We start from the raw sequence: 22,440 nt of genomic DNA, 5'->3' as shown, positions 1-22,440 counted from the left end.
CCCCTCCCCCGAGCCGACAGCCCCCCATCCTCACCGGCCGACGGCCTGACGGACGTGTCAGCGGGCGAGCGGGGCCGCTCGATCGGGCGATCCGCCCACAGCTGCGGACGCACCCCAGCAGGGCCTCGCGCTCAGGGACGCCGGGGCGGCCGGCGACGCCGCCGGTCTCCCGCAGGCAACGGAGCCGGTCGAGGGGGGAGCCGGGCGACCTCGCTCGGCGGACGACCCGGAGCCGCCGCACACCGGATGCGGCGCGGAAGCGGAGCGGCCGTCACTTCGCGTGCTTCTGTGTGGAGACTTCGCCCGTCCAGACGGCTGTCGCGCCTGAGTCGCCGATCCGGATCACCTGCACGGTCGCACCGACAGCAGCGGCCAGGGCCAGCACCACCGCCGCGATGCGCACCGGGACGGAGGCCAGCCGCGCCCACCTGTCCCCACCGGTGTCGACGTCGCCGGGACCCTGCCTCCGGGCGCGGTGCGCGAGGTGGCTCAGCACCCAGACCACCACGGTGAGGACGAACATTCCGATCGCCCATGGCGTCAGGTCGTCACCCATGGCGGTGTGCCGTTCGAGCAGCTCACTGCTCTCGACGTGTTCCTCCAGCCACTCCCCGGACTGGGTGGTCAGTACCACTGCCACCAGCGTGACCAGTCCCAACGCGGGCAGCACCCACCCGAGTCGGCGCGCCATGCCGGGCCACAGTGCGCAGACCGCGAGTGCCAGTGCCGTCAGGGGGACGAGGGTGACGGTCGCATGGACGAAGAGGGGGTGGGCGGGCAGGTCATTGATCAAACCGAAACTCATGAGGAGAGTCTGCACGGCCAATGCCGCTATGTACCGGCTTGAGAGCTGATGTCGCTTTAGGCCGATCGGGCGCGTGATTTGTCGGCGTCCAGCCAAGTGCGTAACCTTGCGTCTACAAGCTTGTAGTACATTACCCGCGAACGACCCCGGCCCCTTCGTAAGGAGATCCTGGTGGGACCCACGCTCATCAACAACCTGCCCGCCCACGTCCTTCTGGTGCACGTGGTGGTGGTGCTGGTCCCGTTGACCGCGCTGGCGCTGGTGATCTGCGCCGCATGGCCGGCCGGCGCGCGCCGACTGGGGCTGGCACTCCCCGTCCTGGCTCTGGTGACACTGGCCAGCGTCCCGCTGACCAGCCACGCCGGCGAATGGCTGGAGCGGCACGTGGACAGTGATCCTCTGGTGCGTGCGCACGCCCGTCTCGGGGACGGCCTGCTGCCCTGGGCCCTCGGCCTCTTCGTACTGGCTGCGGCACTGTGGTGGGTGGTGCGCCGCCGCGCCACCGCCGAGGCGGAGCCGCGCGGGGCAGCGGTCGCGGTGACCGCGCCGCTGCGGGCCACCGCCATCGTGCTCTCCCTCATCGTCGGCGCGGGCGCGGTGGTGCAGACCTACCGCATCGGCGACTCCGGCGCGAAGGCGGCCTGGCACGACGGCTACTCCGCCACCGCAACCAGCCACGACAAGGGCTGACCCCCCTGGCCCACCGGGCCCGGCGCGCGACCTCAGCAGGCGCGCGCCGGGCCCGGACTGTCTGCTGTCCGGGTCCGGACGGCACCGACGCGGACCAAGCGGGGCTACGGGGAAGCCGTGCGCCTCGCCGCCGTCGCGCCGGTGCACACCGGGCTGCCCACCGCCGACCACCTCGCGTGGCCCCGCGGCGGACACGGCCCCGGCGTGACGCCCGCCATCGGCGCGCTGAACCACCAGGGCCGGCCACCTGGTGCGCGCGCTGCGCGAGTGCCAGAACCTGCCCCGCCGCATGGCCCGGACGAGCCCGGTTCCCGGGCCGTGCGCGGGTGCGAGCCCCGGCGCGGGCGCCCCTGTGGCCCACAGCGGATTCGGTCACTCGTTCGCTTCACTCGGATGGTTCGGAGCCGAACGCATTGCTGTGATGGGTCCGAGGTGCCCGAAGCGGCACCCGAGGAGGAGACACAGACGATGACTTCCTACTCCAAGCGCGCGCTGCTGGCCGGCGCCTGCATCCTGGCCACCGTCGCCTCGGCTGGCGTTGCGGCGGGAGCACCCGCCCCCCATGCCTCGAAGGCGGCCGCTTCGACCCCCGGCACGCTCAACCCCCAGACCGTGACCGACCTCGGAGCGTCGATGCGTGGCGAGGCGTTCGCCCACGCCTCCTACATGCTCTTCGCCGACCAGGCCACCCACGAGGGGCTGCCCGCGGTCGCCCGGCTCTACCAGAACACCGCCCACGTGGAACTCCACGAGCACTTCACCGAGGAGGCCGCCCTGACCGGCCTGGTGGGGAGCGACCAGGCCAACCTGCGCACCGCCATCAACGGTGAGTCCTACGAGTCGGCCACCATGTATCCCACGTTCTCCAGGCAGGCTCGGCAGGACGGGGACGCCAACGCCGCCGACCTGTTCGCCGAGATCGCCAAGGACGAGGGAAAGCACCGCGACGCCTTCAAGGCCGCACTCGCTGTGATCACTACCGGCAAGGGCCAGATCCCGGCCCCGCCCACGGCCGACGCGGTCAAGGTCGTGGCCGGACCGCCCAAGGTCTCCGCGGCCCGGACGAAGGCCAATCTGGACACGGCCATCCACGGTGAAGCGCTCGCGCACGCCAAGTACGTGCTCTTCGCGGAACACGCCCAGAAGAGCGGCAGGGCCGCGCTGGCGAAGCTGTTCATGGGCGCCGCCCAGGTCGAGCTGCGTGAACACCTCGCGGGCGAGGCCGATCTCGCCGGTCTGGTGGGCACCACCCGGCCGAACCTCGAGCGGACCGTCAAGGGGGAGACGTACAAGGCCACCCAGATGTACCCGGCGTTCGCCAAACGCGCCCAGGCGGTGGGCGACAAGGAAGCCGCCCGGCTCTTCACCCACAACGCCATGGACGAGGCGAAGCACGCCGCCGCCTTCGAGAAGGCTCTGAAGCAGCTTCCCTGACCGCACCCACCTCGTGCGGAATCCCCCACCCCCGGCCGGGGCGGCACCCACCGCCCCGGTCACGGGCCTCGCCACCGGGGCAGGCCTGAGCCGCGGCACGCCGCCGCATGGCCGGAACGACCGGCCGCCGGCGCCCCGGACACACCGCCCTCCGCGACCGCGGCGTCCTCGCCCGTGCACTCCGACCGGTCTCCGGTCCCGCTGAGGGCATCTCGCCGCCCCGGCCGGGTCGGGCACTCAGCCGGGGCGGCGGCGACAGGCACGTTCCGCGTTCCGGCGGACCGGAGGCTTCCGCTGACGGCATCGCGGGCGCCCGCGCATCCCCAACCGTTCCCCTCCGGGTCTCGAGGTCCAGGTCTACGGGTCTCCGGGTCTCCGGGCGAGGGCCGAGGATGGACAGCAGAGGTGTGCCCATGAATCACTTCGCCACCGCACAGCCGGTTCGCCGTCTGCTCGCCGCCGTCTCCGCCCACCTGGAACCGGCCCTCCTCGCCGTCACGGCGGCGGCCCTGGCGGCCGGCGGTGTGGCCTGGGTCCTGGGTGCCGGCGGCCTCGCGAGTCTGCTCTGGGCCCTGGGCACCGTGGCCGCCATCGTCCCGGCGGTGGGGTGGGTGGTGGCCGCGTTGCGGCGTGGTCGTGCGGGCGTGGACCTGATCGCGGTGCTGGCCCTCGGCGGCACCCTGGCCGTGCGCGAGTACCTGGCCGGCGCCCTGATCGCCCTGATGCTCGCCACCGGCCGCACTCTGGAGGCCGCCGCCCAGCGGCGGGCCACCCACGACCTGCGGGCCCTTCTGGACCACGCCCCGCGCACGGCCCGGCGCCTCACCGCCGCCGGGGCGCACACCGTGCCGCTGGCCGAGGTGGCCGCCGGTGACCTGCTCGTGGTGGGCCCCGGAGAGGTGGTTCCCGTCGACGGGCGCGTGGAGAGCGACGCCGCCGTCCTCGACGAGTCGGTGCTCACCGGTGAACCCCTGCACGTCGAACGGGCCAGGGACGAAACGGTGCGCAGCGGTGTGGTCAACGCCGGCGGCGCCTTCGACCTGCGGGCCACGGCCACCGCGCAGGACAGCACCTATGTCGGGATCGTGAGGCTGGCCCGTCAGGCCGGCGCGGAATCCGCGCCGGTGGTCCGTCTGGCGGACCGCTGTGCGGCCTGGTTCCTGCCGCTGTCCCTCGGGGTGGCCGGTCTGGCCTGGCTGCTGAGCGGCTCCGCGGTGCGGGCGGTCGCGGTGCTGGTGGTCGCCACGCCGTGCCCCCTGCTGCTGGCCGCGCCGGTCGCCATCGTCTCCGGGCTCTCGCGCGCCTCCCGCCTCGGTGTGGTGATCCGCGACGGTGGCGCTCTGGAGAACCTGGGCCGCGCCCGTACCCTGCTGCTGGACAAGACCGGCACCCTCACCGGTGGCCGTCCGCGGGTGCTCGACGTCGCCGCCGCGCCCGGGTGGAAGCCCGCGGAGGTACTGCGCCTGGCGGCCTCGGCCGACCAGTACTCACCGCATGTCCTGGCCCATGCCATCGTCGATGCCGCCCGGGAACGCGGGCTGCCCCTGTCGGTGCCCTCCGACGTCACCGAGGAGCCGGGCCGGGGAGCCTCGGGAGTCGTGGACGGGCACCGGGTGTCCGTCGGCCGCGTCGGCGGTGCCGACCGTGTGCCGTCCTGGGCCCGGGCGGCGGACAACCGCGCGCTGCTGGACGGTGCGGCCGTCGCCTGGCTGACCGTCGACGAGCACCTGAGCGGCGCCGTCCTGCTCTCCGACCCGGTCCGCTACGACGCCCCCCGGACCCTGCGCCACCTGCGTACGGCGGGCATCGAGCGGATCATGATGCTCACGGGCGACCGCGCCGAACCCGCCCAGGAAGTGGCCGCCGTCCTCGGACTCGACGGAGTACGGGCGGAGCTGGGCCCGGCGGACAAGGTCGCCGCGGTCCGTGCCGAGCGCGACCGGGCGGTCACCGTCATGGTCGGCGACGGTGTCAACGACGCCCCCGCCCTCGCGGCCGCCGACGTCGGGGTCGCCATGGGGGCCCGCGGCTCGACCGCCTCCTCGGAAGCCGCCGACATCGTGCTGACCGCCGACCGCGTGGACCGCCTCGCCGACGCCCTCGCCATCGCCGCCCGCGCCCGGCGCATCGCCCTGCAGAGCGCGATGGGCGGGATGCTGATGTCGCTGGCCGCCATGGCCGCCGCTGCCTTCGGTCTGCTCGCGCCCGCCGTCGGAGCCCTGCTCCAGGAGGGCATCGACGTGGTGGTGATCCTCAACGCCCTGCGGGCCCTGCGCGTCGACCAGGCGGCACGACCGGCCCTGACTCCCGCCACCGAAGCGCTCATCCACCGCTTCGCAGCCGAACACGACGATCTGCAGGACGTCCTGGAAGCGGTGCGGGCCGCTGCGGACCGTCTGTCCGACACCTCGGGTCCGCAGGCCCTGGCGGCCGTCGAGGAGACCCACCGGCTGCTGACCGAACGGCTCCTCCCCCACGAGTACGCCGAGGAGCACGAACTCTACTCAGCGCTCGCCCCCACGCTCGGCGGACCCGAAGTCACCGCCACCATGAGTCGCGCCCATGCCGAGATCGGACGCCTCTCCCGGCGTGTCGCCACCCATCTCCAACTGGCCCACGCCCATGGAGGCCTGGACGCCGGCCAACTCGACGACCTGCGCTCGTGCCTCTACGGACTGCACACCGTCCTGCGGCTGCACTTCTCCCAGGAGGAGGAGAACTACTTCTCCCTCGCCCCGTGACAAGGATCCCGGTGCCCCCGGTGGCCTTCGCGGGCACTGCGGGCGCAGTTCCGCGAGCGACACCCGTGGGGGCGCTCAGGTCCGGACGGTCCCTGGCGGCGCCCTTCACGCACGGACCGCGGGCTCCGGGAGACGGCGGAGTCGGCGCAGGTACGGGTCGTGAGCCGTGGTGGGGGCGAGCCGCAGGCGCGCGCGGTGCGGCGCGGTGGCGCCGGAGCCCACCACGATGCGGGCCTCGGCGAGCTGGGGCAGGTCGGCGATCAGCAGGTGCACCTCGCCCTGGTCGATGCGCCTGTCCAGCCGGAGGCCCAGGTCGGCGAAGAGCCGGTGGACGGCGTGGTTGTCGGCCAGGGCCTCGGCGGTGAAGGCGGTGACACCGTGTTTGCGGGCGGCGTGGGCCAGATGCTCGACGAGCAGGGTTCCCACCCCGTGGCCGTGGCGGGTGTCGGCGACGGCGATCGCCAGCTCGGCGGTGTCCGGGCTGCGGGCGTCGACGGAGTACTCGGCGACGCCCAGGAGGTCCGTTCCCCGGAAGGCGCCCAGCGCGAGGAGACCGGGCCGCGCTGCGCCGCAGAGACGGTCCGCGGTCTGCCCAGGCGCTCCCCGGGCGACGCCGAAGAAGCGCAGCCTGCGGTTCTCGTCCGACATGTTCTCGTGCAGACGCAGTACCGCCGCACGGTCCTGTCCGCCGATGGGGCGGATGTGCACCGTGGTGCCGTCCGCGAGGAGGGCGTCGTCCGCGCCCGGGAGTTCGACGATCTCGTCCATCTGCTGGTCCGCTCTGGCTGGTGCCGGCTCGATCACAGGGGCCCCACCTTCCAGGGTGCCGCTTGTCGTCGGTCGGCGAGGGGCTGCGGCCTTTGCTCGGCCCGGTCGTGGACGGCGGGTCGTACGACGCTGTGGGGACCCGGATCGCGGTTCGCCGACGGCGCACTGCCGGCCCGCCCCGCCGGACCGCCGCGGATGCCCGCGGGTGCGGAGACCGCCGGGGTGGGCCATCCTGGCCCGGGGGTACCGGGAGGCTGGGGCGTTCATGCGGTCAGGGGCCGGTGTCGTGGTCATCGGCGTCGGCAACCCGTTCCGGCGGGATGACGGCATCGGCTGGGCCGTGGTGTCCCGGCTCTCGGATCCGGCCGGGCGGGGCGAGTGGCCGCCCGGCGAGGTCGATTTCGCGGTGAGCGATGGTGAGCCGGCGCGGCTGATCGCTCTCTGGGAGGGGGCGGAGCTCGCCGTCGTGGTCGACGCCGCTCGTGTCTCCTCCGGGTGTCCCGGGCGGGTGCACCGGCTGGAGCTGACGGGGGCGCCGTGGCCGCAGGCGGTTCCGGCCAGTTCGCACGGCCTCGGGCTGGGGGACGCCGTGGAGCTGGCCCGGGCACTGGACCGGCTGCCGGCCGGACTGCTGGTCCTCGCGGTGGAGGGGCAGGACTGCACTCTGGGCACGGGCCTGTCCGCCGCGGTGTCCGCAGCGGTGGAACCTGTGGCGGAACGGATCCGGGCGCGGATCGTCCGGCATCTGCGCGGGGTGACCGGGGTGGCGCCGGGCGGTGGGCCTGCCGCTACTGGTTCTGATCCGGCGAGTACGGCTGTGTCGCGTCGGCCCCGGCAGGACCGGGAACGACCGCCACCGGGCAGTCCGCGTGGTGCAGCACGGCATGCGTCACCCGGCCCAGTCTGAGCCCCACCCGGCTGTGGGGACGGCGCGTGCCGACCACGAGCAGTCCGGCGCCGGCGGCCGCGTGGAGGAGCGCCCCCGCGGTGGACGACGCCTCCACGAACTCGTCGGTGGTCGGCAGCCCGGGGAACTCCCGGCGCAGCGCGTCGACGGACGCGGTGAACGCCTTTCCTTCCGTCTCCCTGATCGCGGCCACCTCGTCGAACATGGGAATCGCGACGGCGGCCTGGTCGAGGAGGCGCCAGGCATGGACGACCCGCAGGTCCGCCCGGTGCGATCGGGCGATCCGCGCGGCGAAGCGCACCGCCGGAAGGTCCTGCTCGTCACGGAACCCCGCCACGACCTCACCGGCGGGGGCGCCGGGCTCGGGGCCGCCGCGGACGACGACCACCGGGCAGCTCGCCCGGGCGGCCACGCTCAGACTCACCGACCCCAGCAGCAGCCCGCTGAAGCCCCCTCTTCCCCGGCAGCCGACGACCGCGAGATCGTCCGGCCGTGCGGCCTCGAGGACGGCTTCGGAGCCTGGTCCATGGGACAGTGCGGTGGTGACCGGCAGATCGGGGAGACGCCTGCCGACCTCCGCCGCCGCCTCGTCCAGGACGACCCGTGCGGCTCCGGTGAGCAGGCGGACGGCCTCACCGACGATGTAGTCGGCGTAGACGACGCCCGCTCCGTGCACGATGTGCAGTACCCGGCCCTGCCGGACGGCCTCGTGCGCCGCCCACCACAGTGCACGGCCGGCCGCAGGTGAACCGTCCACTCCCACGACCACCCGGCCGGGGGGCCGGCTGCCGGACTCGTAGGTGTTCATCAGGTCTCCCGGTGACATCGGGACACATCCTGCCCTCCACGCTGCCGCGTCCGCGGGGGTGCGGCACAGGGGCCGTAGGGCGGATCGGCGGGGCCATTGGTCCCGGTCGGCGGCGGAGACGGACCACCCGTCCGGCCTGGGGCGCCCGCCCGGATACGGCGCGCCGGCCGGCCGCCGCCCGCCCGGTCCGGCGCCCGGAGGCCGTCCGGGCGCATTCGAGGCGCCTCCGGGAACGCGCCGAGTCGCCGGAGCAGTCCCTTTGCCGACCGGGTGGAGGGAGCGGAGCCTTGAGGAGAGCGCGACCGACAGAGCGTCATCTCCGCAGCGGCTTGGTGCACCGGGGAGGGCAGCGCGTACCTCCCGGCGCACGGAAAGGTAGGGCGCCCGTGACCGAGTCCGACCGCACCCCGCGCGACTCTCCCAAGCCGTGCGCACCCGTCCGGCGCGGAGCGGGAGCCACCGGCCCGGGCGAGGGGGAGGCCGCCGTGCCGCGGTCGTGGATCCGGTTCCGCGCCACGCGCGACCGGCCGCTGGACCGGGTCACGGTCGCGGAGGTGATGAGTTCCCCCGTCCGTACGGTCCGGCTCGGCGACACCCTCTGGGAACTACTGACCACCTTCGTGACCCGGGAGCTGCGGCACCTGGTCGTCGTCGACGAGCGCGGCGGGTACGCGGGTACGGTGACCAACCGGGGGCTCGCTCTGGCCTGGCCCGCGGATCCCCTTGTACTGCGGCTGCGCACGGTGCACGACGTCGTCGACGCGTCGCCGTGCGTCACGGTGGACTGCTCGGTCAGCCATGCGGCGGCCGTGATGTGGCGGCGCCGTCTGGAGGCGCTGCCAGTGGTCGACGGCGACCGTACGGTGTGCGGCATTCTCACCGGCACCGATCTCGCGGGCCTGATCGCCGCACGCACGGCGGGCGCCGCCGACTACCCCTGACCAGGGCGCTGCCGGTCACGCGGCGACGGTTCGGCGGGCCCCGGGAAGCCGTTCGGCCTCTTCGGCAGGGCCCCGAACGGCCCCGGGGCCGAGGATGGCAGCAGCAGACCCGGCGCACCGGAAGGACCAGCCATGGCGGACACGGGCGGCGCCGTGGGCGCGGTGATCGACAGGGACGGCCTGTCGGCCCTGGTCCGCGTGCTCCGGGAGGGCGGCCGTACCGTCGTCGGGCCCACGGTGCGGGACGGCGCGATCGTGCTGGACGAGCTGGAGTCGGCCGACCAGCTCCCGTACGGCTGGGGCGTGGAACTGGAGGCCGGGTACTACCGGCTGCGCCGACGCACCGACCGGGCCGCCTTCGCCCACAGCGCGGGACCCCAGTCCTGGAAGACCTTCCTCCAGCCGCAGCGGGTCCGGCAGTGGAGCGCCGAACGCGGCACGGACGGCACGCTGACGGCCCGGGAGGAGCCGCCGCCCACCGTGTCGTACGCCTTCCTCGGGGTGCGCCCCTGCGACCTGCGGGCGATCACGATCCAGGATCGGGTGCTCACCGGGGGGCGGTACGCGGACACCGACTACCGAGCCCGGCGGACGGGCGCCTTCCTGGTGGTGGCGGAGTGCACCGAACCCGGGGCGACCTGCTTCTGCGTCTCCATGGGCACCGGCCCCGCCGCCGACGGCGGCTACGACCTGGCGTTGACCGAGGTGCTGGACGACGCCGGGCACCGCTTCTGGATCCGGGCGGGCAGCGAGGACGGCGCCCGGGTGCTGGCCGCGCTGCCGCGGCGGCCCGAGGACGCGGCCACCACCGGCGCCGCACGGGACGCCGTGGCCGGCGCCGCCGAACGCATGGGCCGCACCATGCCGCCGGTGGACCTGCGGGCGCTGCTGCAGGGCAACCCGGAGGCCGCGCGCTGGGACGAGGTGGCGGCCCGTTGCCTGACCTGCGGCAACTGCACCATGGCCTGCCCCACCTGCTTCTGCACCTCCGCGGAGGACGTCACCGACCTGACGGGCGGCCACGCGGAGCGGTGGCGGGTGTGGGAGTCCTGCTACGACCTGGAGTTCACCCACCTGCCGGGCGGCCCGGTCCGTGCCTCGGGCCGCAGCCGCTACCGGCAGTGGCTCACCCACAAGCTGAGCACCTGGTACGACCAGTTCGGCAGCTCGGGGTGCGTCGGCTGCGGCCGTTGCATCGTCTGGTGCCCGGTGGGCATCGACCTCACCGAGGAGGCCTGGGCGATCCACCGGGAGGCCGAAGCGGCGGGAGGTGCCCCGCAGTGACCGGCACCGCGGCGCGGACCCTCGGCCTGCTCACCGACGGCCTGGACGGGCGGCTGTCCGTACCGCCGCACGAGGTGGCCTTCCCGGCCGGCGCCCGGATCTTCGACGAGGGCAGACCTGCCGACCGGTTCTGGATCCTGCTGACCGGCCGGGTGGCGCTGGACATCGAGGTCCCCGGGGGCCCGCCGCCCGTGGTCGAGACGCTGGGGCCCGGCGATCTGCTCGGCTGGTCCTGGTTCTTCCCGCCGCACGTCTGGCACCTGGGGGCGGTGTCCGTGGACGCGACGCGGGTTCTGGAGTACGACGCCGTGGCCGTCCGCTCCCTGTGCGAGCAGGACCCGGCCCTCGGGTACCGGGTGGCCCGTGCGGTCGGGGCGGTGGTCGGGGAGCGGCTCAAGGCCACCCGCATCCGGCTGCTCGACCTGTACGGCCCCCGCGTCGCCGGGGGCCTCGGAACGGTCGGGCCATGACCGTCCCGGTCCCCCACCGGGTCGTGCGCAGCACCGCGGAGACGTCCGACACCACCACGGTCCTGCTGGAGCCGGAGGGGCCCGGGCTGGCACCGTTCCGGCCCGGACAGTTCGCCATGATGTACGCCTTCGGCCGCGGGGAGGCGCCGATCTCGGTGAGCGGCTGGGAACCCCCGGGGGCCGGCGGTTCGTGCGGGCGTCTGGTGCACACGGTGCGAGCGGTGGGAGCGGTGTCCGCGGCCCTGCGGGGGCTGCGGCCCGGCGACCGGGTGGGGGTCCGGGGACCGTACGGCACCGGCTGGGACCTGGCCGCGGCCGAGGGGTGCGATGTGCTGGTGGTCGCCGGTGGTCTGGGGCTGGCGCCGCTGCGCCCGCTGGTGGCCGAGCTGGTGGACGGGCCGGGACGGTTCGGCTCGTGCAGCGTCCTGGTCGGCGCCCGTACACCGGCCGACCTGCTCTACCGGGGCACGCTCCGGACCTGGGCGGCTTCCCCGCGGGTGGCCGTCGCGACGACGGTGGACCGCCCCGGACCGGGGTGGACGGGGGATGTCGGAGTGGTCACGGCCCTGCTCGACCGGGTCGCGTTCCACCCGCCCGGCACCGCGGCGTTCGTCTGCGGGCCCGAGGTGATGATGCGTGCCACCGCCCGCGAGCTGGTCCATCGCGGCGTGCCCGCCCAGCGGATCCAGCTCTCGCTGGAGCGCACCATGCACTGCGGCACCGGGCACTGCGGCCACTGCCAGCTGGGCCCGGTGCTGCTGTGCCGGGACGGCCCGGTGGTCGGCTGGGACCGGGCCGAGCGGCTGCTGACCGTGAGGGAGCTGTGAGCACCGTGTCCGAGGCGCTCGTCCCACCGGCCAGGCCCCGGCTGGCCGTGTGGAAGCTCGCCTCCTGCGACGGCTGCCAACTCACCCTGCTGGACTGCGAGGACGAGCTGCTGGCGCTGGCCGACCGGGTGGAGATCGCCCACTTCTTCGAGGCGTCCAGTGCCGACGCGCCGGGCCCGTACGACCTCTCGCTGGTCGAGGGGTCGGTGACCACACCTGACGCCCTGGCGCTGGTCCGGCACATCCGCGCGGTCTCCCGGCGTCTGGTGACCATCGGCGCGTGCGCCACCGCCGGGGGCATCCAGGCCCTGCGGAACTTCGCCGACGTCGCGGAGTTCCGCGCCGCCGTGTACGCCCGCCCCGACTACATCGACACCCTCGCCACCTCCACGCCGGTCTCCGCGCATGTGCCGGTCGACTTCGAGCTGCAGGGCTGCCCCATCGACCGCGTACAGCTGCTGGAGGTCATCACCGCCCACCTGGCCGGCCGCACACCGGGCATCCCGGACCACAGCGTCTGCTTCGAGTGCAAGCGGCGCGGCAATGTCTGCGTCACCGTCGCCCACGGCACTCCCTGCCTGGGACCGGTCACCCACGCGGGCTGCGGTGCGCTGTGCCCCTCCTACCACCGCGGCTGCTACGGCTGCTTCGGCCCCTCCGACTCGCCCAACCTGCGGGCCCTGGTGCCGCTGCTGCGGCGCGACGGTATGGACCGCGAGGCCGTGGTGCGTCTGCTGCGGACCTTCAACGCCTACTCCCCCGCGTTCGCCCGTGCCTCCACCGCGTTGGAGGAGGGGGAGGACGCGTCCGCGCCGCAGCCGGCGCCCACGGCGCGCGGGGACGGCCCCGGCCCCGACGAGCCGGAAGGGGCAGGTCCGTGACCCACGGCTCCACCCGGGTACTGCGCATCAGTTCCCTCACCCGGGTGGAGGGCGAGGGAGGGCTGCACCTGCGCGTGCACGACGGCAGCGTCACGGAGGCCCGGCTGCGGATCTACGAGGCGCCCCGCTTCTTCGAGGCGTTCCTGCGGGGCCGCCACTGCACCGAGCCACCCGACATCACCGCCCGGGTCTGCGGGATCTGCCCGGTCGCCTACCAGCTGAGCGCCTGTCAGGCGGTGGAGGACGCCTGCGGGGTCACCGTGGACGGCACACTCGCCGAGCTGCGCCGGCTGCTGTACTGCGGCGAGTGGATCGAGAGCCACGCCCTGCACATCCATCTGCTGCACGCACCGGACTTCCTCGGTTGCGCCGACGCCGTCGAACTCGCCCGCTCCCACCGGGTGGCGGTCGAGCGGGGCCTTCGTCTCAAGCAGGCCGGCAACGCCCTGGTGGAGCTGCTGGGCGGCCGGTCGATCCACCCGGTCAACGTGCGGCTGGGCGGCTTCCACCGCGCTCCCACCCGGGCGGAGCTGCGCCCGCTCGCCGAGCGGCTCCGGCGCGCGCTGGACGACGCCTGGGAGACCGTGCGCTGGGTCTCCGGGTTCGACTTCCCCGACGCCGAGTGCGACGAGGACCTGCTGGCGCTGGCCCGGCCCGACCGTTATGCGATCGAGGCGGGCACGCCGACCGTCGTGCCCGCCGGGGGCGGCCCCGCCCGCTCCTTCCCGGTGGCCGACTTCACCGAGCACGTCGTGGAGCGGCAGGTGCCGCACTCCACCGCCCTTCGGTCGGAGCTCGACGGGCGCAGACACCTGACCGGTGCGCTGGCCCGCTACGGGGTCAACGGCCGCCTGCTGTCCCCGCTCGCCCTGCAGGCCGCCCGCGAGGGCGGGCTCGGCGACCCCGCCGAGGGCGCGGCGTGCCGCAACCCGTTCCGCTCCGTGGTGGTCCGCGCCGTCGAGGTCCTGTACGCGGTCGAGGAGGCGCTGCGGATCGTCGACGGCTACCAGCCCCCGCCGCGGCCCCATGTGGAGGTGCCGCCACGGGCCGGCACCGGCCACGGCGCCACCGAGGCACCCCGGGGCCTGCTCTACCACCGCTACACCCTGGACGCCGCAGGCCTCGTCACCGACGCCCGGCTCGTCCCGCCCACCGCGCAGAACCAGGCGGCGATCGAGGAGCATCTGCGCCGTACCGCCCAGACGCGCGTCGACGCGGCGCACCCGCGGCTGCCGGGCGAGGCCGAGCTGACCGCGTGGTGCGAGCGGGCCGTCCGCAACCACGACCCGTGCATCTCCTGCTCGGCGCACTTCCTCGAACTGACCGTCGAACGGCACTGACCCCGCCGGCCGCGGCCCGTGGTGGTCGGGGCAGGGGCGGCGCGCGCCCGGCCGGGCTCCGGCCTGGGCATGGTGGGGAACCGGCGCCCGACGATCGCCGGAGCGCGGTGCCGGACCCGTCCGGCGCGCGTGGATCCGGCCTGCTGCTCCGGGCGGCGGGGGGACACCGCTGACCACCCCTGCGCCGTCGGACGGGAACAGCGGCGGACCGAGGATGCAGAGGTCATCCCCTGGGACGGCCACCGTGCACCTCGGGCGGCACCGCGGCGAGGCCGGTGAGCGGCGCCCCGGGGGACCGCAGGTGTATCCCGACGGGAAATGGGCACCGTTGAGCGCCCGCCCACGCTCCAGGTGTGGGTCGTCGGATCCGCCCGGACCAAGGAGGAGCATGCCACTTCCCGTGATCGTCGGCGTCGACGGCTCCGCCTCCGCCGAACGGGCGCTGGACTGGGCCGCGGCGGAGGCGGCCTCCCGGGGTGCGCCGCTGCGCATCGTCCACGCCTCGCTGTGGGACCGCTATGAGCCGGACGCTTCGGACAACCCTGATCTGGCGCAGGCCCGCCGGGCCGTCGCCGACCTGGTCCGGACCGCCGAGGACCGGGTCGCCAACCGCTGGCCGGGCCTCGCGGCCCAGGCGGACGTTGTTCCGAACGCACCGGTCCCGGCCCTGCTGGAGGCCGCTTCCTCCGCGTCGTTGGTGGTGGTCGGCCACCGGGGACACGGTGGCTTCGCGGGACTGCTGCTGGGCTCGGTGGCACTGCAGACCGCCGCCCGGGCGTCGTGCCCGGTGGTCGTGGTCCGCGGGGACGACGACGCGGTGGAACGGCGTCACGGGCGGATCGTGCTCGGCGTCGGCAGGACGGACGCGGCAGGCCCGACCACGGCCTTCGCCTTCGAGTACGCCGAGCGGTGGGGCGCCCGGCTGGAGGCGGTGCACGCCTGGCACGCACCCCCGGACCCCTTTCTCGCCTACGGGCCCGGACAGAGCGCGATGGCCGACGCCTGCTACGTGCAGGCCGGCAGCCTCCTGAAAAGCGCCACGGCCCATGAGGCAGCGGCGCACCCTCAGGTGTCACTGCAGCTGGTCCCCCGCTGGGGTCCGCGCCACTCCGTCCTGGTGGAGTCGGCGGCCGCAGCGGATCTCCTGGTGGTCGGTGCGCGCCGCCACCCCGGCCCTGGAATGCACCTCGGACCGGTCAACCATGCGGCGCTGCACCACGCTCCCTGTCCGGTCGTGATCGTGCCCCACCGGTGAGCCTGCCGGCGGCTTCGCCGCCGGGCGAGCAGTGGGTGCCGGGGAGCCGCGTGTCCCGCGCGGGGACCTTCGGCCCAGTCGGTCCCCGGGAGCCGCAGCGCAGACTGAAGGGGTCGGAACTTCACTGACCCACGCGGAGGTGCCGTCATGTCCGCTCCGGCACGCAGGCACGGACACTCCCTCTTCCCGGATCTGCCCGACTGGTTCGAGTCCCTGGCGTCCAGGCCCGGCTGGCCCGGGCTGCCCGATCTGGCCACCTTGCGGATCGAGCAGTACCCGGAGGGCGATCGGTACGTCGTCAAGGCCGAGATCCCCGGCATCGACCCCGGAAGGGATCTGGAGGTCACCGTGCAGGAGGGCATGCTGACCCTGCAGGCGGAACGTACCGAGGAGAGCCGCGACAAGGACCGCTCCGAGTTCCGCTACGGCTCCCTGAGCCGTACGGTGACCCTCCCGGTCGGTGCCCGGGAGGACGACATCCGGGCCGAGTACTCGGCCGGGATCCTGACGATCAGCATCGGTATGCAGCAGGAGGCCGCGTCGCCTCGCCGCATCGAGGTGACCACGCCCAAGGAGTGACCGCGTCCAGCACCGCACTCGGCGACCGGGGCCTCGACCTGGGCTGAGGCCCACGGCACTCCGTGCCGCGGCGGCGGCCGGAGGCCGCGGTCGTGTGCGTGGCACTGAACGGGCACCGGACCGAGGTACCTGGTCGCGGCGCGGAGTACCGGACCCGTCGCGCCGCCGGACGCCGATGCCCCGGGGCCGCAGGCCGATCCGCTCGCCCGGTGTCCTGCCGGGCGTGGGGCCGCGGGCGGTGCTGCTCGGCCCGGCAGCACTGTCACCCTGCCCAGCTCACCTTCTTGAGCACCAGGACGACAAGACCGTGCGCCCCTTCCGCGTCGGCCGGCGGGAGTGCCGCAACTCGGCGGTGTGGCACGGGACATGAGCCGTGGGAGGCCGGGGGCGGCCTTGCCCCGCCGTCGGTGCCGCACAGCCGGCAGCGCCCGTTGCGGGTCTCCCAGGGACCATCGGCCCAGGCACCGCGGGTGCGAGCGCGGCGAGGATGGTGGGTGAGCAGAGTGGGGTGGTCGAGGGACGCCCCGGGCAAGAGGTGAGACCGATGATGTTCTGGTACGACCACGGTGTCGGCGGCTGGGGCTGGTTGGCGATGTCGGTCGGGATGATCGTGTTCTGGGCGGTGGTCATCACCGTCGCCGTGCTCCTCTTCCGGGCCCTGAGCCACCGCCACGACCACGACCATGCGGTCGCGGCGCCCACGCCCGAGCAGGTCCTGGCCGACCGCTTCGCCCGTGGCGAGATCGAGGAGGAGGAGTACCGGCGCCGCCTGTCGGTGCTGCAGACCACCGGCCGCCCCGCCCCACGATGACAGTCGGCGTCCGTTCGTCCCGACGGCGCACCGCACGGAGCTGCCGGGTACGGCGCCACGGCGCAACCGCCCCGCGGAGATCGGCACGGTGTGCCGCGGGCGGCCCACCGGCCGTGGGCTCCTGGGTCGCTCAGTCGACCCGGATGACACGGCCGGTGACCCGGATCGGGTTGAGCCGCACCCACAGCTCACGTTTCCCGCCGGCCCAGGGCTCCGCCACCGCCTGCTCGCTGAGGACCCGGACCACGTCCGGATCGGACACATGCTCGACCGTGCCGACGACCAGGACGCTCCATCCCGAACTCCAGGTGTCGTCCACGTCGTCGACCTCGAAGGCGATCTCGGCGCCCGGGGCGGCGGCCGTGACGGCATCGGGGTCGGTGCGGTAGACGACGGTGCCCGCGAGCACCGTGTAGTTGACCGGTAGCACGGCCGTCCCTTCCGGCGTCACCACGGCGACCCGGCCGACTCCGTGCGTGCCCAGCCGGTCCCGGCATTCGTCCGGGTTCAGCTTGCCGAGGTGCGGACGGCGTGCCGCGGGCCCTGTCCCGGGCCGCCTGCCGGCGGGCCCTTCCAGCAGTTCTCGGGGCGACATGTGCAGGGCGTCAGCGATCCTCGCCAGGCCCGCCGGATCGAAGTCGCCACCGAGTTCCTCCAGGAGTTCCAGGTAGCGCGGGGACATGCCTGCCCGGCGGGCGAGCTCCTCGGTGCTGATCCCGAGGGCCGCACAGTGCCGGGCCACCCGGCCGGCCATGTCACCGGGCGGGCCTGCCGTTGCCTCCGGTGCCCCGTGGGACGGTGCGCTCTTCTCGCTCACAGCCATGCACCTCCTACCGTCGAGCATGTCACCGTGAGCGCTTCCGCTCCTGTCGGCCTGCGGTGAGTTGGGCTGTGCAGTGGTGCGGCCGGAGGGGTGAGTTGTCGAAGGCAGTGCCGAAGGACCGCGCTGCCGCCCGGGCGGGCGACCCGCCGTGGCCGAGCGGACCTTGGTCCGTGCTCGCCGCCACAGGGCCGTCAGTTGGCCTCGGTTCCGTACGGCACGTACAGCTCCAGCAACCGGGTGCGGGTGGTGCGCAGCCGCCTTCCGATCACTGCCGCGCAGCGCAGCACCAGTTGCTGACCGAAGGCGGGGTCGGCTTCGCATCGTGCGCGGACCTCGGCCGCGTCGAACTCAAGGGCTTCCACCGGCGTTCGCGTCCGGGCGCCCAGGGTCCACAGATAGGGCGGGAACAGCCATGACCAGCCCAGCAGATCCCCTCCGTGGACCGTTTCGATCACCGAGGGCCGATGGCCGGGGATGTGCAGGTCCAGATCGACCCCACCCCTGCGGAGCACCCAGAACCGGTCCGCGCGGCGATGCTCCTCGAAGATCCGCACACCGGCGGGGAACGAGACCTCACGCGCCAGGTCCGTGAGCGTGGTGCGGTGCTCCTGACTCAGGTCGTCCAGGAAGTAGTGCATGGTGTCACCACCCGATGTCACTGCGGCCGGGGTGACTGGATGGTCGCAGCCGTCCGTCCGCGCCCCGTCGATCTGCCTCCATGGTCGGCCGGGCGGAGCCCGGAGGCCACCTGTGCCCGTGGGCCCGGTCCGGTGCTCCGGCGCCGCCACGGCTCCCGGCCCGGCGGGCGGAAGGCCTTCGGGGTGCCCCGGAGGGCCTCTGACCAGCCGCCCAAAGGGCTCTGTCCGGGCGGGGACTCCCCTCGCCGGAGCCCCCGTTTCCTGATCCAATGGAACTGAGGAGTATGCAGCTTGGGAGGTGTGCTGCCGTGTCCGAGGAACCCGAAGACACATCGCCCGAGGCCTTCCCGCACCCGGGTGATCTCGGGCGGCGCGTGGCGGCGCGTCGCGCGGAGCTGGGGCTGAGCCGGGAGGAGGTGGCCGGGAGGGCGGGGATGGCGGAGAGCTACGTCCGCTACGTGGAGGAGAAGCCGGCCGAGGTGCCGATCGGGGCGCTCCTGAGGCTGGCCGCCGCCCTGGAAACCGTCCCCGGCCGGCTGCTCGGCGGCCATGTGGACGCTCCGCCGGGTCGGGCCCCGGCCGCCGCGCGCCCGGCACTCGCAAGGCTGGAGCCGGCGGAGTGCCGGGAGCACCTGGAGCACCGCGGAGTCGGCCGGGTGGCGGTGGTCACGCCGGAGGGCCCGGCCGTGTTCCCGGTCAACTACGCCATGGTCGCGGGCGCGATCGTCTTCCGGACGACGCCGGGGAGCGCACCGGCGGCAGCGGTCGACCACGAGGTCTGCTTCGAGGTCGACCAGGTGGACGACGTCCTCTCCCAGGGGTGGAGCGTCCTGGTCGTCGGCCGCGCCGAGCGGATCGCCGACGCCGAGTCGGTGCAGGGACCGGCCGACCCGGTCCTCAGCTCGTGGGCGGGCGGCACCCGGGACCTGTGGGTCCGCATCCTCCCGACCAGGATCACCGGCAGGTCCATCCAGGCGGCGTGACCTCGACGGGCGGCCCGGGCCGGGCCTTCCTGCGGCGTCAGTGCCGGCCCCCGAATGTCGACCCGGGGTCACGTCCGTGCCCGGCCATGTCGTCGAGCCGGTAGTCGAGCGCGGTGTGCACGGCGACCACCCCGTCGACGGACCAGCAGAGCCGGGCGAGAAGCGGGATCATGCTCTTGTTCTCGACCCCGCCCCGCAGGGTGACCACGCCGTCCTCGACCTCCACCGCGATGTCCCTGGTGTCCAGCCAGAGCGTCTCCTGCAGCACGTCGTCCACGATCTCCTCACGGATCGCCGTGTCACTGCGCAGGAAGACCCGCAGCAGATCCGTGCGGCTGACGATGCCGACCAGCCGGTCCACCTCGTCGACCACCGGCAGGCGCCGTACATGGTGCTGCTCCATGACCCGTGCCGCCTCGGGGACCGTCCACTCCGGGTGCGCCGAGACGAGGTCGGCGGCCATCAGGCCCTGTGCCGTCTCAGCCGTCACACGGGACTGCTCGGCGCGGGTCGGTGCCGACGGGTGCGTACGGCCCTGCAGATCCGGCAGGGAGGCCTCCTTGTGGAGCAGGTCGGCCTCGGAGACCAACCCCACCAGGTGGTCGGCGGAGTCGACCACGGGCACGGCGCTGACCGCGTTGCTGTCGAGCAGGTCCGCGAGTTCCTTGAAGGGGGTGTCCGGGTGGGCGGTGACGACGGATCGGGTCATCACGTCCGCAACGGTGCGGTGGTGCATGGTGGCCTCCTGCGGTCGGGTGCCAGGTGCGGTACCGCACTTCCATTGTGGCCCGCCACCGCGCAGGTCTCCCACCGGAGGCGCGAGCGGTTCCGGCGCCGCACAGCGCGACCCGCTGCGACCGCCCACGGCCGCCGACGCGGCAGGTGGGCCTCGGCGCCCGGTTCACAGCGGCCATGCGATGCCGCTGCCTGGTTCCAGGACGGCCGTGCGCCCCTTGTACTCGACCCGGATGGGAGCCGCCGGGCCCGGTGGAAGCGCGATGTGCAGCCGGTGGGCGTCCACATGCACATGGATCCCGTCGTGACCGCGGAAACGCAGATCGACGTCCAGCCGGCCGATCTGCGCCGGCAGTTCCGGACTCAGCCGAAGGACGTCGTCATGGACGTCCAGGCCGGTGTAGCACCGCTGCAGCAGGTCGACCGCGCCGGCCATGGCACCCAGGTGGATGCCCTCCGCGGTGGTGCCGCCCTGGATGTCGTGGACGTCCGCGGCGAGTACCTCACGGAAGAACCGCCAGGAGGCGGCACGGTCGGAACGGGCCAGCACCCAGCTGTGGACGACCGCGCTGAGCGTGGACCCGTGTGCGGTGCGCCGCAGGTAGTAGGCGACCGTCCTGGGCAGCAGCTCCGGGTCGGCCGGGCAGCCCAGTCGGGCCAGCAGCGGCAGCAGTTCGTCGGCGGAGAAGAGATAGCACAGCATCAGCGCGTCCGCCTGCTTGGAGGCCTTGTAGCGGTTGGGGCTGTCGCCCTCGGCCTCCAGGATCCGGTCCAGGCGGCGGATGTCGCCGTACCGGCGGCGGTACCCGTCCCAGTCCAGCTCCTGCAGCCGCTCGTAGCCGTCGAACTGGCTGATGACGCCCTGGTGGAAGGGGACCGCCAGACGGCGCCGTACTTCCTCCCAGTGGTTCAACTCCTCGCGGTCCAGCCCCAGCCGCTCCGACAGCTCCTGCCGCCGGTACGGGGGCAGGAGCTCCAGCGCCTCCAGGGCACGGCTCAGCACCCAGGCCGCCATGACGTTGGTGTAGGCGTTGTCGTCCAGACCGGGCCTCGCCGACCAGGGGTAGCCCGTGTGGTACTCGTCGGGGCCCATGACACCGGTGATGCGGTAGCGGTCGCGGGTGCGGTCGTACCAGGCCGTGCTGCCCCAGAAGCGGGCCACCTCCAGGAGCAGCTCTGCTCCGTACCGGGCCAGGAAGTCCACGTCACCGGTGGCCCGGCAGTACTGCCAGACGCTGAAGGCGACCGCCGAGCCGGCGTGCCGCTGCAGCCGCGTCCGGTCCGGCAGCCAGCGGCCGGAACGCGGATTGAGATGGAGCCGCTGGGTCTCCTCCCGCCCGTCACTCCCGCTCTGCCACGGGAACATCGCCCCCGCGCGGCCCTCCTCACGGGCCGCATGGCGTGCCTCGCCCAGCCGCCGGTGGCGGTGGCGCAGCACCGCCCGGCTGCGTTCGGGGAAGCGCAGGTTGAAGAACGGGAGGATGAACAGCTCGTCCCAGAACACGTGCCCCCGGTAGGCCTCACCGTGCAGCCCGCGCGCGGGGATGCCGACGTCCAGGTCGGCGGAGTGCTCGGAGCAGGTCTGCAGCAGGTGGAAGATGTACAGGCGCAGGTTCCCGGTGTCCTGCGGGCGGTCGATGTCGGTGCGGCAGCGCCGCCACAGCTGCTCCCAGCGCAGGACGTGCTCGTCCAGCAGGTCGGTGAAGGAGCCGGCGCGTGCGACCAGCCGCCGAGCGGAGGAGGCCGGGGCGGCGGTGCCGAGTTCACGGTCTCGGGAGGTGCACACCGCCACGACCTTCTCGACCGTGACGGGGCACTCCTGTGCCACCCGCACGGTGAGGTCCTGTCCCACCCAGCCCGGCCGGGCCGTGGTCCGCCGCTTCACCGCCGCCGGAACGCCAGCGCCGTGCACCCGGATGCGCGCCGCCTCGGCGACACGCAGCGCCGACGCGTCCATCCCCGCCTCCAGCCACACGACCTCACCCGCCCCGTCCTGCGCCGTCGGCACGAGATGACGTGAGGCCAGGCCCCGGTAGCGGGCGACACCGGTGTTGGTCACGGTGCCGTCCAGTGCCGCCCGTACCTCCAGCAGCCCGGACCAGTTGCGCGGTACCAACGTGGTCTCCAGGGCGACGAGATGCGGCTGCCCCATATGGGCCAGGCGCCGCTGGATCACCTCGGTGATCCGCCCCTGTCCGTCCTCGGTCGTCAGCCGGCGGGTGAGCACGCCCCGGAGCAGGTCCAGCTCCAGGACCTCCCGGGTCGCCCTGACGGCACCGGCGTCCTGTGCCGGGGCGGCGCCGCCGACGGGCCGGACGGCCGCCGCCGGCGGTTGCTCGGCCGTCGGCGGTTGCGGTGGCCCCGCGTCGCCGCTCCCACCGAACCAGGGCCCCCCTCCCGCTGACCGGAAGGTCAGGGGGAGCCAGTTCGGGCAGTTCACCAGGTCCTCGTTGGACACCTCGCGTCCGGCTGTGCGGGAGACAGCCCGGTGGTAGCAGCCGGCTATGTACGTCCCCGGGTAGTGAACGCCGTCCGCGACGCTCTCCGGCGCCGCGCCGCGTGTCACCACATAGCCGTTGCCGACGGCGCAGAGTGCTTCGCGGAGCCCTTCCGACTCCGCGTCCACGCCCTCGTACCGCAGCAGCCAGGGGTCCGCCACAGCCGTCACCCTGCCGTCGCGCCGGGCCGCCGCGGACGGCCGCCGGGGCGGGCCGCACCGC

Annotated in this window: 21 protein-coding genes; 14 read left to right on the top strand and 7 right to left on the bottom strand. The window is 74.1% G+C overall.

Going from position 1 to position 22,440, the window contains the following annotated elements; translation table 11 throughout:
* Window positions 1-271: 271 nt before the first annotated feature.
* Window positions 272-805, bottom strand: coding sequence for a DUF2231 domain-containing protein (locus AOK09_RS09195; protein ID WP_055586626.1), 534 nt, complete (start codon window positions 803-805; stop codon window positions 272-274).
* Window positions 806-976: 171 nt separating this feature from the next.
* Between AOK09_RS09195 and AOK09_RS09190 the strand changes: the two genes are divergently transcribed.
* From AOK09_RS09190 to AOK09_RS09180, 3 genes are all read left to right on the top strand, one after another.
* On the top strand, window positions 977-1,495 hold the full coding sequence (locus AOK09_RS09190) for a DUF2231 domain-containing protein (RefSeq protein ID WP_055586625.1): 519 nt from the start codon (window positions 977-979) through the stop codon (window positions 1,493-1,495).
* Window positions 1,496-1,963: 468 nt separating this feature from the next.
* Window positions 1,964-2,929 carry a ferritin family protein gene (locus AOK09_RS09185; protein ID WP_245687195.1) on the top strand — a complete coding sequence of 322 codons (966 nt, stop codon included), beginning with the start codon at window positions 1,964-1,966 and terminating at the stop codon, window positions 2,927-2,929.
* 413 nt (window positions 2,930-3,342) lie between these two features.
* Complete coding sequence (locus tag AOK09_RS09180; protein WP_107101280.1) at window positions 3,343-5,670, top strand: heavy metal translocating P-type ATPase; 2,328 nt, start codon at window positions 3,343-3,345, stop codon at window positions 5,668-5,670.
* A 105-nt stretch (window positions 5,671-5,775) separates the two neighbouring features.
* On the opposite strand, the gene AOK09_RS09175 is transcribed toward AOK09_RS09180, so the two are convergent.
* Complete coding sequence (locus tag AOK09_RS09175; protein ID WP_055586624.1) at window positions 5,776-6,474, bottom strand: GNAT family N-acetyltransferase; 699 nt, start codon at window positions 6,472-6,474, stop codon at window positions 5,776-5,778.
* On the opposite strand from AOK09_RS09175, the gene AOK09_RS37520 reads away from it, so the two are divergent.
* Complete coding sequence (locus tag AOK09_RS37520; RefSeq protein WP_322973156.1) at window positions 6,362-7,345, top strand: hydrogenase maturation protease; 984 nt, start codon at window positions 6,362-6,364, stop codon at window positions 7,343-7,345. The two genes, AOK09_RS09175 and AOK09_RS37520, sit on opposite strands and share 113 nt — an antisense overlap.
* Here the strand turns inward: AOK09_RS37520 and AOK09_RS09170 are convergent.
* Entirely contained in the window at window positions 7,227-8,153 is a 927-nt protein-coding gene (locus AOK09_RS09170; RefSeq protein WP_055586623.1) for a universal stress protein, read from the bottom strand. The two genes, AOK09_RS37520 and AOK09_RS09170, sit on opposite strands and share 119 nt — an antisense overlap.
* Before the next feature lie 386 nt (window positions 8,154-8,539).
* Here AOK09_RS09170 and AOK09_RS09165 point away from each other — a divergent pair, with 386 nt between their 5' ends.
* From AOK09_RS09165 to AOK09_RS09125, 9 genes are all read left to right on the top strand, one after another.
* Window positions 8,540-9,094, top strand: coding sequence for a CBS domain-containing protein (locus tag AOK09_RS09165; protein ID WP_055586622.1), 555 nt, complete (start codon window positions 8,540-8,542; stop codon window positions 9,092-9,094).
* A 132-nt stretch (window positions 9,095-9,226) separates the two neighbouring features.
* Window positions 9,227-10,378, top strand: coding sequence for a 4Fe-4S dicluster domain-containing protein (locus tag AOK09_RS09160; RefSeq protein ID WP_055586621.1), 1,152 nt, complete (start codon window positions 9,227-9,229; stop codon window positions 10,376-10,378).
* Window positions 10,375-10,848 (top strand): cyclic nucleotide-binding domain-containing protein, encoded by a 474-nt coding sequence (locus AOK09_RS09155; RefSeq protein ID WP_063795896.1) that lies wholly within the window; start codon window positions 10,375-10,377, stop codon window positions 10,846-10,848. The genes AOK09_RS09160 and AOK09_RS09155 overlap by 4 nt, the downstream gene beginning before the upstream one ends.
* Window positions 10,845-11,675: an FAD/NAD(P)-binding protein gene (locus tag AOK09_RS09150; RefSeq protein ID WP_055586620.1), complete on the top strand. Its 831-nt coding sequence runs from the start codon at window positions 10,845-10,847 to the stop codon at window positions 11,673-11,675. The genes AOK09_RS09155 and AOK09_RS09150 overlap by 4 nt, the downstream gene beginning before the upstream one ends.
* Window positions 11,672-12,556 (top strand): NADH-quinone oxidoreductase subunit B family protein, encoded by an 885-nt coding sequence (locus AOK09_RS09145; protein ID WP_245687194.1) that lies wholly within the window; start codon window positions 11,672-11,674, stop codon window positions 12,554-12,556. Before AOK09_RS09150 ends, AOK09_RS09145 begins: the two co-directional genes overlap by 4 nt.
* The gene (locus AOK09_RS09140; RefSeq protein WP_055586619.1) at window positions 12,553-13,896 is read left to right on the top strand and encodes a Ni/Fe hydrogenase subunit alpha; all 1,344 of its coding nucleotides are present in this window, start codon (window positions 12,553-12,555) and stop codon (window positions 13,894-13,896) included. The genes AOK09_RS09145 and AOK09_RS09140 overlap by 4 nt, the downstream gene beginning before the upstream one ends.
* 388 nt (window positions 13,897-14,284) lie before the next feature.
* On the top strand, window positions 14,285-15,151 hold the full coding sequence (locus tag AOK09_RS09135; RefSeq protein WP_055586618.1) for a universal stress protein: 867 nt from the start codon (window positions 14,285-14,287) through the stop codon (window positions 15,149-15,151).
* 147 nt (window positions 15,152-15,298) lie between these two features.
* Window positions 15,299-15,730 carry an Hsp20/alpha crystallin family protein gene (locus AOK09_RS09130; protein WP_055586617.1) on the top strand — a complete coding sequence of 144 codons (432 nt, stop codon included), beginning with the start codon at window positions 15,299-15,301 and terminating at the stop codon, window positions 15,728-15,730.
* 544 nt (window positions 15,731-16,274) lie between these two features.
* Window positions 16,275-16,541, top strand: coding sequence for an SHOCT domain-containing protein (locus tag AOK09_RS09125; RefSeq protein WP_175609277.1), 267 nt, complete (start codon window positions 16,275-16,277; stop codon window positions 16,539-16,541).
* Window positions 16,542-16,671: 130 nt separating this feature from the next.
* Here AOK09_RS09125 and AOK09_RS09120 read toward each other — a convergent pair whose 3' ends face one another.
* Together AOK09_RS09120 and AOK09_RS09115 are read right to left on the bottom strand one after the other, a co-directional pair.
* Entirely contained in the window at window positions 16,672-17,364 is a 693-nt protein-coding gene (locus AOK09_RS09120) for a helix-turn-helix domain-containing protein (RefSeq protein ID WP_055586616.1), read from the bottom strand.
* Window positions 17,365-17,555: 191 nt separating this feature from the next.
* Window positions 17,556-18,002 (bottom strand): cyclic nucleotide-binding domain-containing protein, encoded by a 447-nt coding sequence (locus AOK09_RS09115; protein WP_055586615.1) that lies wholly within the window; start codon window positions 18,000-18,002, stop codon window positions 17,556-17,558.
* 308 nt (window positions 18,003-18,310) lie between these two features.
* Between AOK09_RS09115 and AOK09_RS09110 the strand changes: the two genes are divergently transcribed.
* Complete coding sequence (locus tag AOK09_RS09110; RefSeq protein WP_055586614.1) at window positions 18,311-18,985, top strand: pyridoxamine 5'-phosphate oxidase family protein; 675 nt, start codon at window positions 18,311-18,313, stop codon at window positions 18,983-18,985.
* A 37-nt stretch (window positions 18,986-19,022) separates the two neighbouring features.
* On the opposite strand, the gene AOK09_RS09105 is transcribed toward AOK09_RS09110, so the two are convergent.
* Window positions 19,023-19,721 (bottom strand): CBS domain-containing protein, encoded by a 699-nt coding sequence (locus AOK09_RS09105; RefSeq protein WP_055586613.1) that lies wholly within the window; start codon window positions 19,719-19,721, stop codon window positions 19,023-19,025.
* Between the two features lie 165 nt (window positions 19,722-19,886).
* Window positions 19,887-22,379 carry a glycoside hydrolase family 65 protein gene (locus AOK09_RS09100; protein WP_055586612.1) on the bottom strand — a complete coding sequence of 831 codons (2,493 nt, stop codon included), beginning with the start codon at window positions 22,377-22,379 and terminating at the stop codon, window positions 19,887-19,889.
* Window positions 22,380-22,440 lie beyond the last annotated feature (61 nt).

This window comes from Peterkaempfera griseoplana (assembly GCF_001418575.1).
Lineage (GTDB): Bacteria > Actinomycetota > Actinomycetes > Streptomycetales > Streptomycetaceae > Peterkaempfera > Peterkaempfera griseoplana.
The sequence above is the reverse complement of the archived record's forward strand: the minus strand, read 5'-3'. Positions and strand labels throughout refer to the sequence as shown.

Bases quoted from the DNA above. Each gene is read 5' to 3' on its own strand.
- AOK09_RS09195 (WP_055586626.1), bottom strand. From the start codon at position 805: ATGAGTTTCGGTTTGATCAATGACCTGCCCGCCCACCCCCTCTTCGTC.
- AOK09_RS09185 (WP_245687195.1), top strand. From the start codon at position 1,964: ATGACTTCCTACTCCAAGCGCGCGCTGCTGGCCGGCGCCTGCATCCTG.
- AOK09_RS09180 (WP_107101280.1), top strand. From the start codon at position 3,343: ATGAATCACTTCGCCACCGCACAGCCGGTTCGCCGTCTGCTCGCCGCC.
- AOK09_RS37520 (WP_322973156.1), top strand. From the start codon at position 6,362: ATGGGGCGGATGTGCACCGTGGTGCCGTCCGCGAGGAGGGCGTCGTCC.
- AOK09_RS09170 (WP_055586623.1), bottom strand. From the start codon at position 8,153: ATGAACACCTACGAGTCCGGCAGCCGGCCCCCCGGCCGGGTGGTCGTG.
- AOK09_RS09160 (WP_055586621.1), top strand. From the start codon at position 9,227: ATGGCGGACACGGGCGGCGCCGTGGGCGCGGTGATCGACAGGGACGGC.
- AOK09_RS09150 (WP_055586620.1), top strand. From the start codon at position 10,845: ATGACCGTCCCGGTCCCCCACCGGGTCGTGCGCAGCACCGCGGAGACG.
- AOK09_RS09135 (WP_055586618.1), top strand. From the start codon at position 14,285: ATGCCACTTCCCGTGATCGTCGGCGTCGACGGCTCCGCCTCCGCCGAA.
- AOK09_RS09130 (WP_055586617.1), top strand. From the start codon at position 15,299: ATGTCCGCTCCGGCACGCAGGCACGGACACTCCCTCTTCCCGGATCTG.
- AOK09_RS09125 (WP_175609277.1), top strand. From the start codon at position 16,275: ATGATGTTCTGGTACGACCACGGTGTCGGCGGCTGGGGCTGGTTGGCG.
- AOK09_RS09120 (WP_055586616.1), bottom strand. From the start codon at position 17,364: ATGGCTGTGAGCGAGAAGAGCGCACCGTCCCACGGGGCACCGGAGGCA.
- AOK09_RS09115 (WP_055586615.1), bottom strand. From the start codon at position 18,002: ATGCACTACTTCCTGGACGACCTGAGTCAGGAGCACCGCACCACGCTC.
- AOK09_RS09105 (WP_055586613.1), bottom strand. From the start codon at position 19,721: ATGCACCACCGCACCGTTGCGGACGTGATGACCCGATCCGTCGTCACC.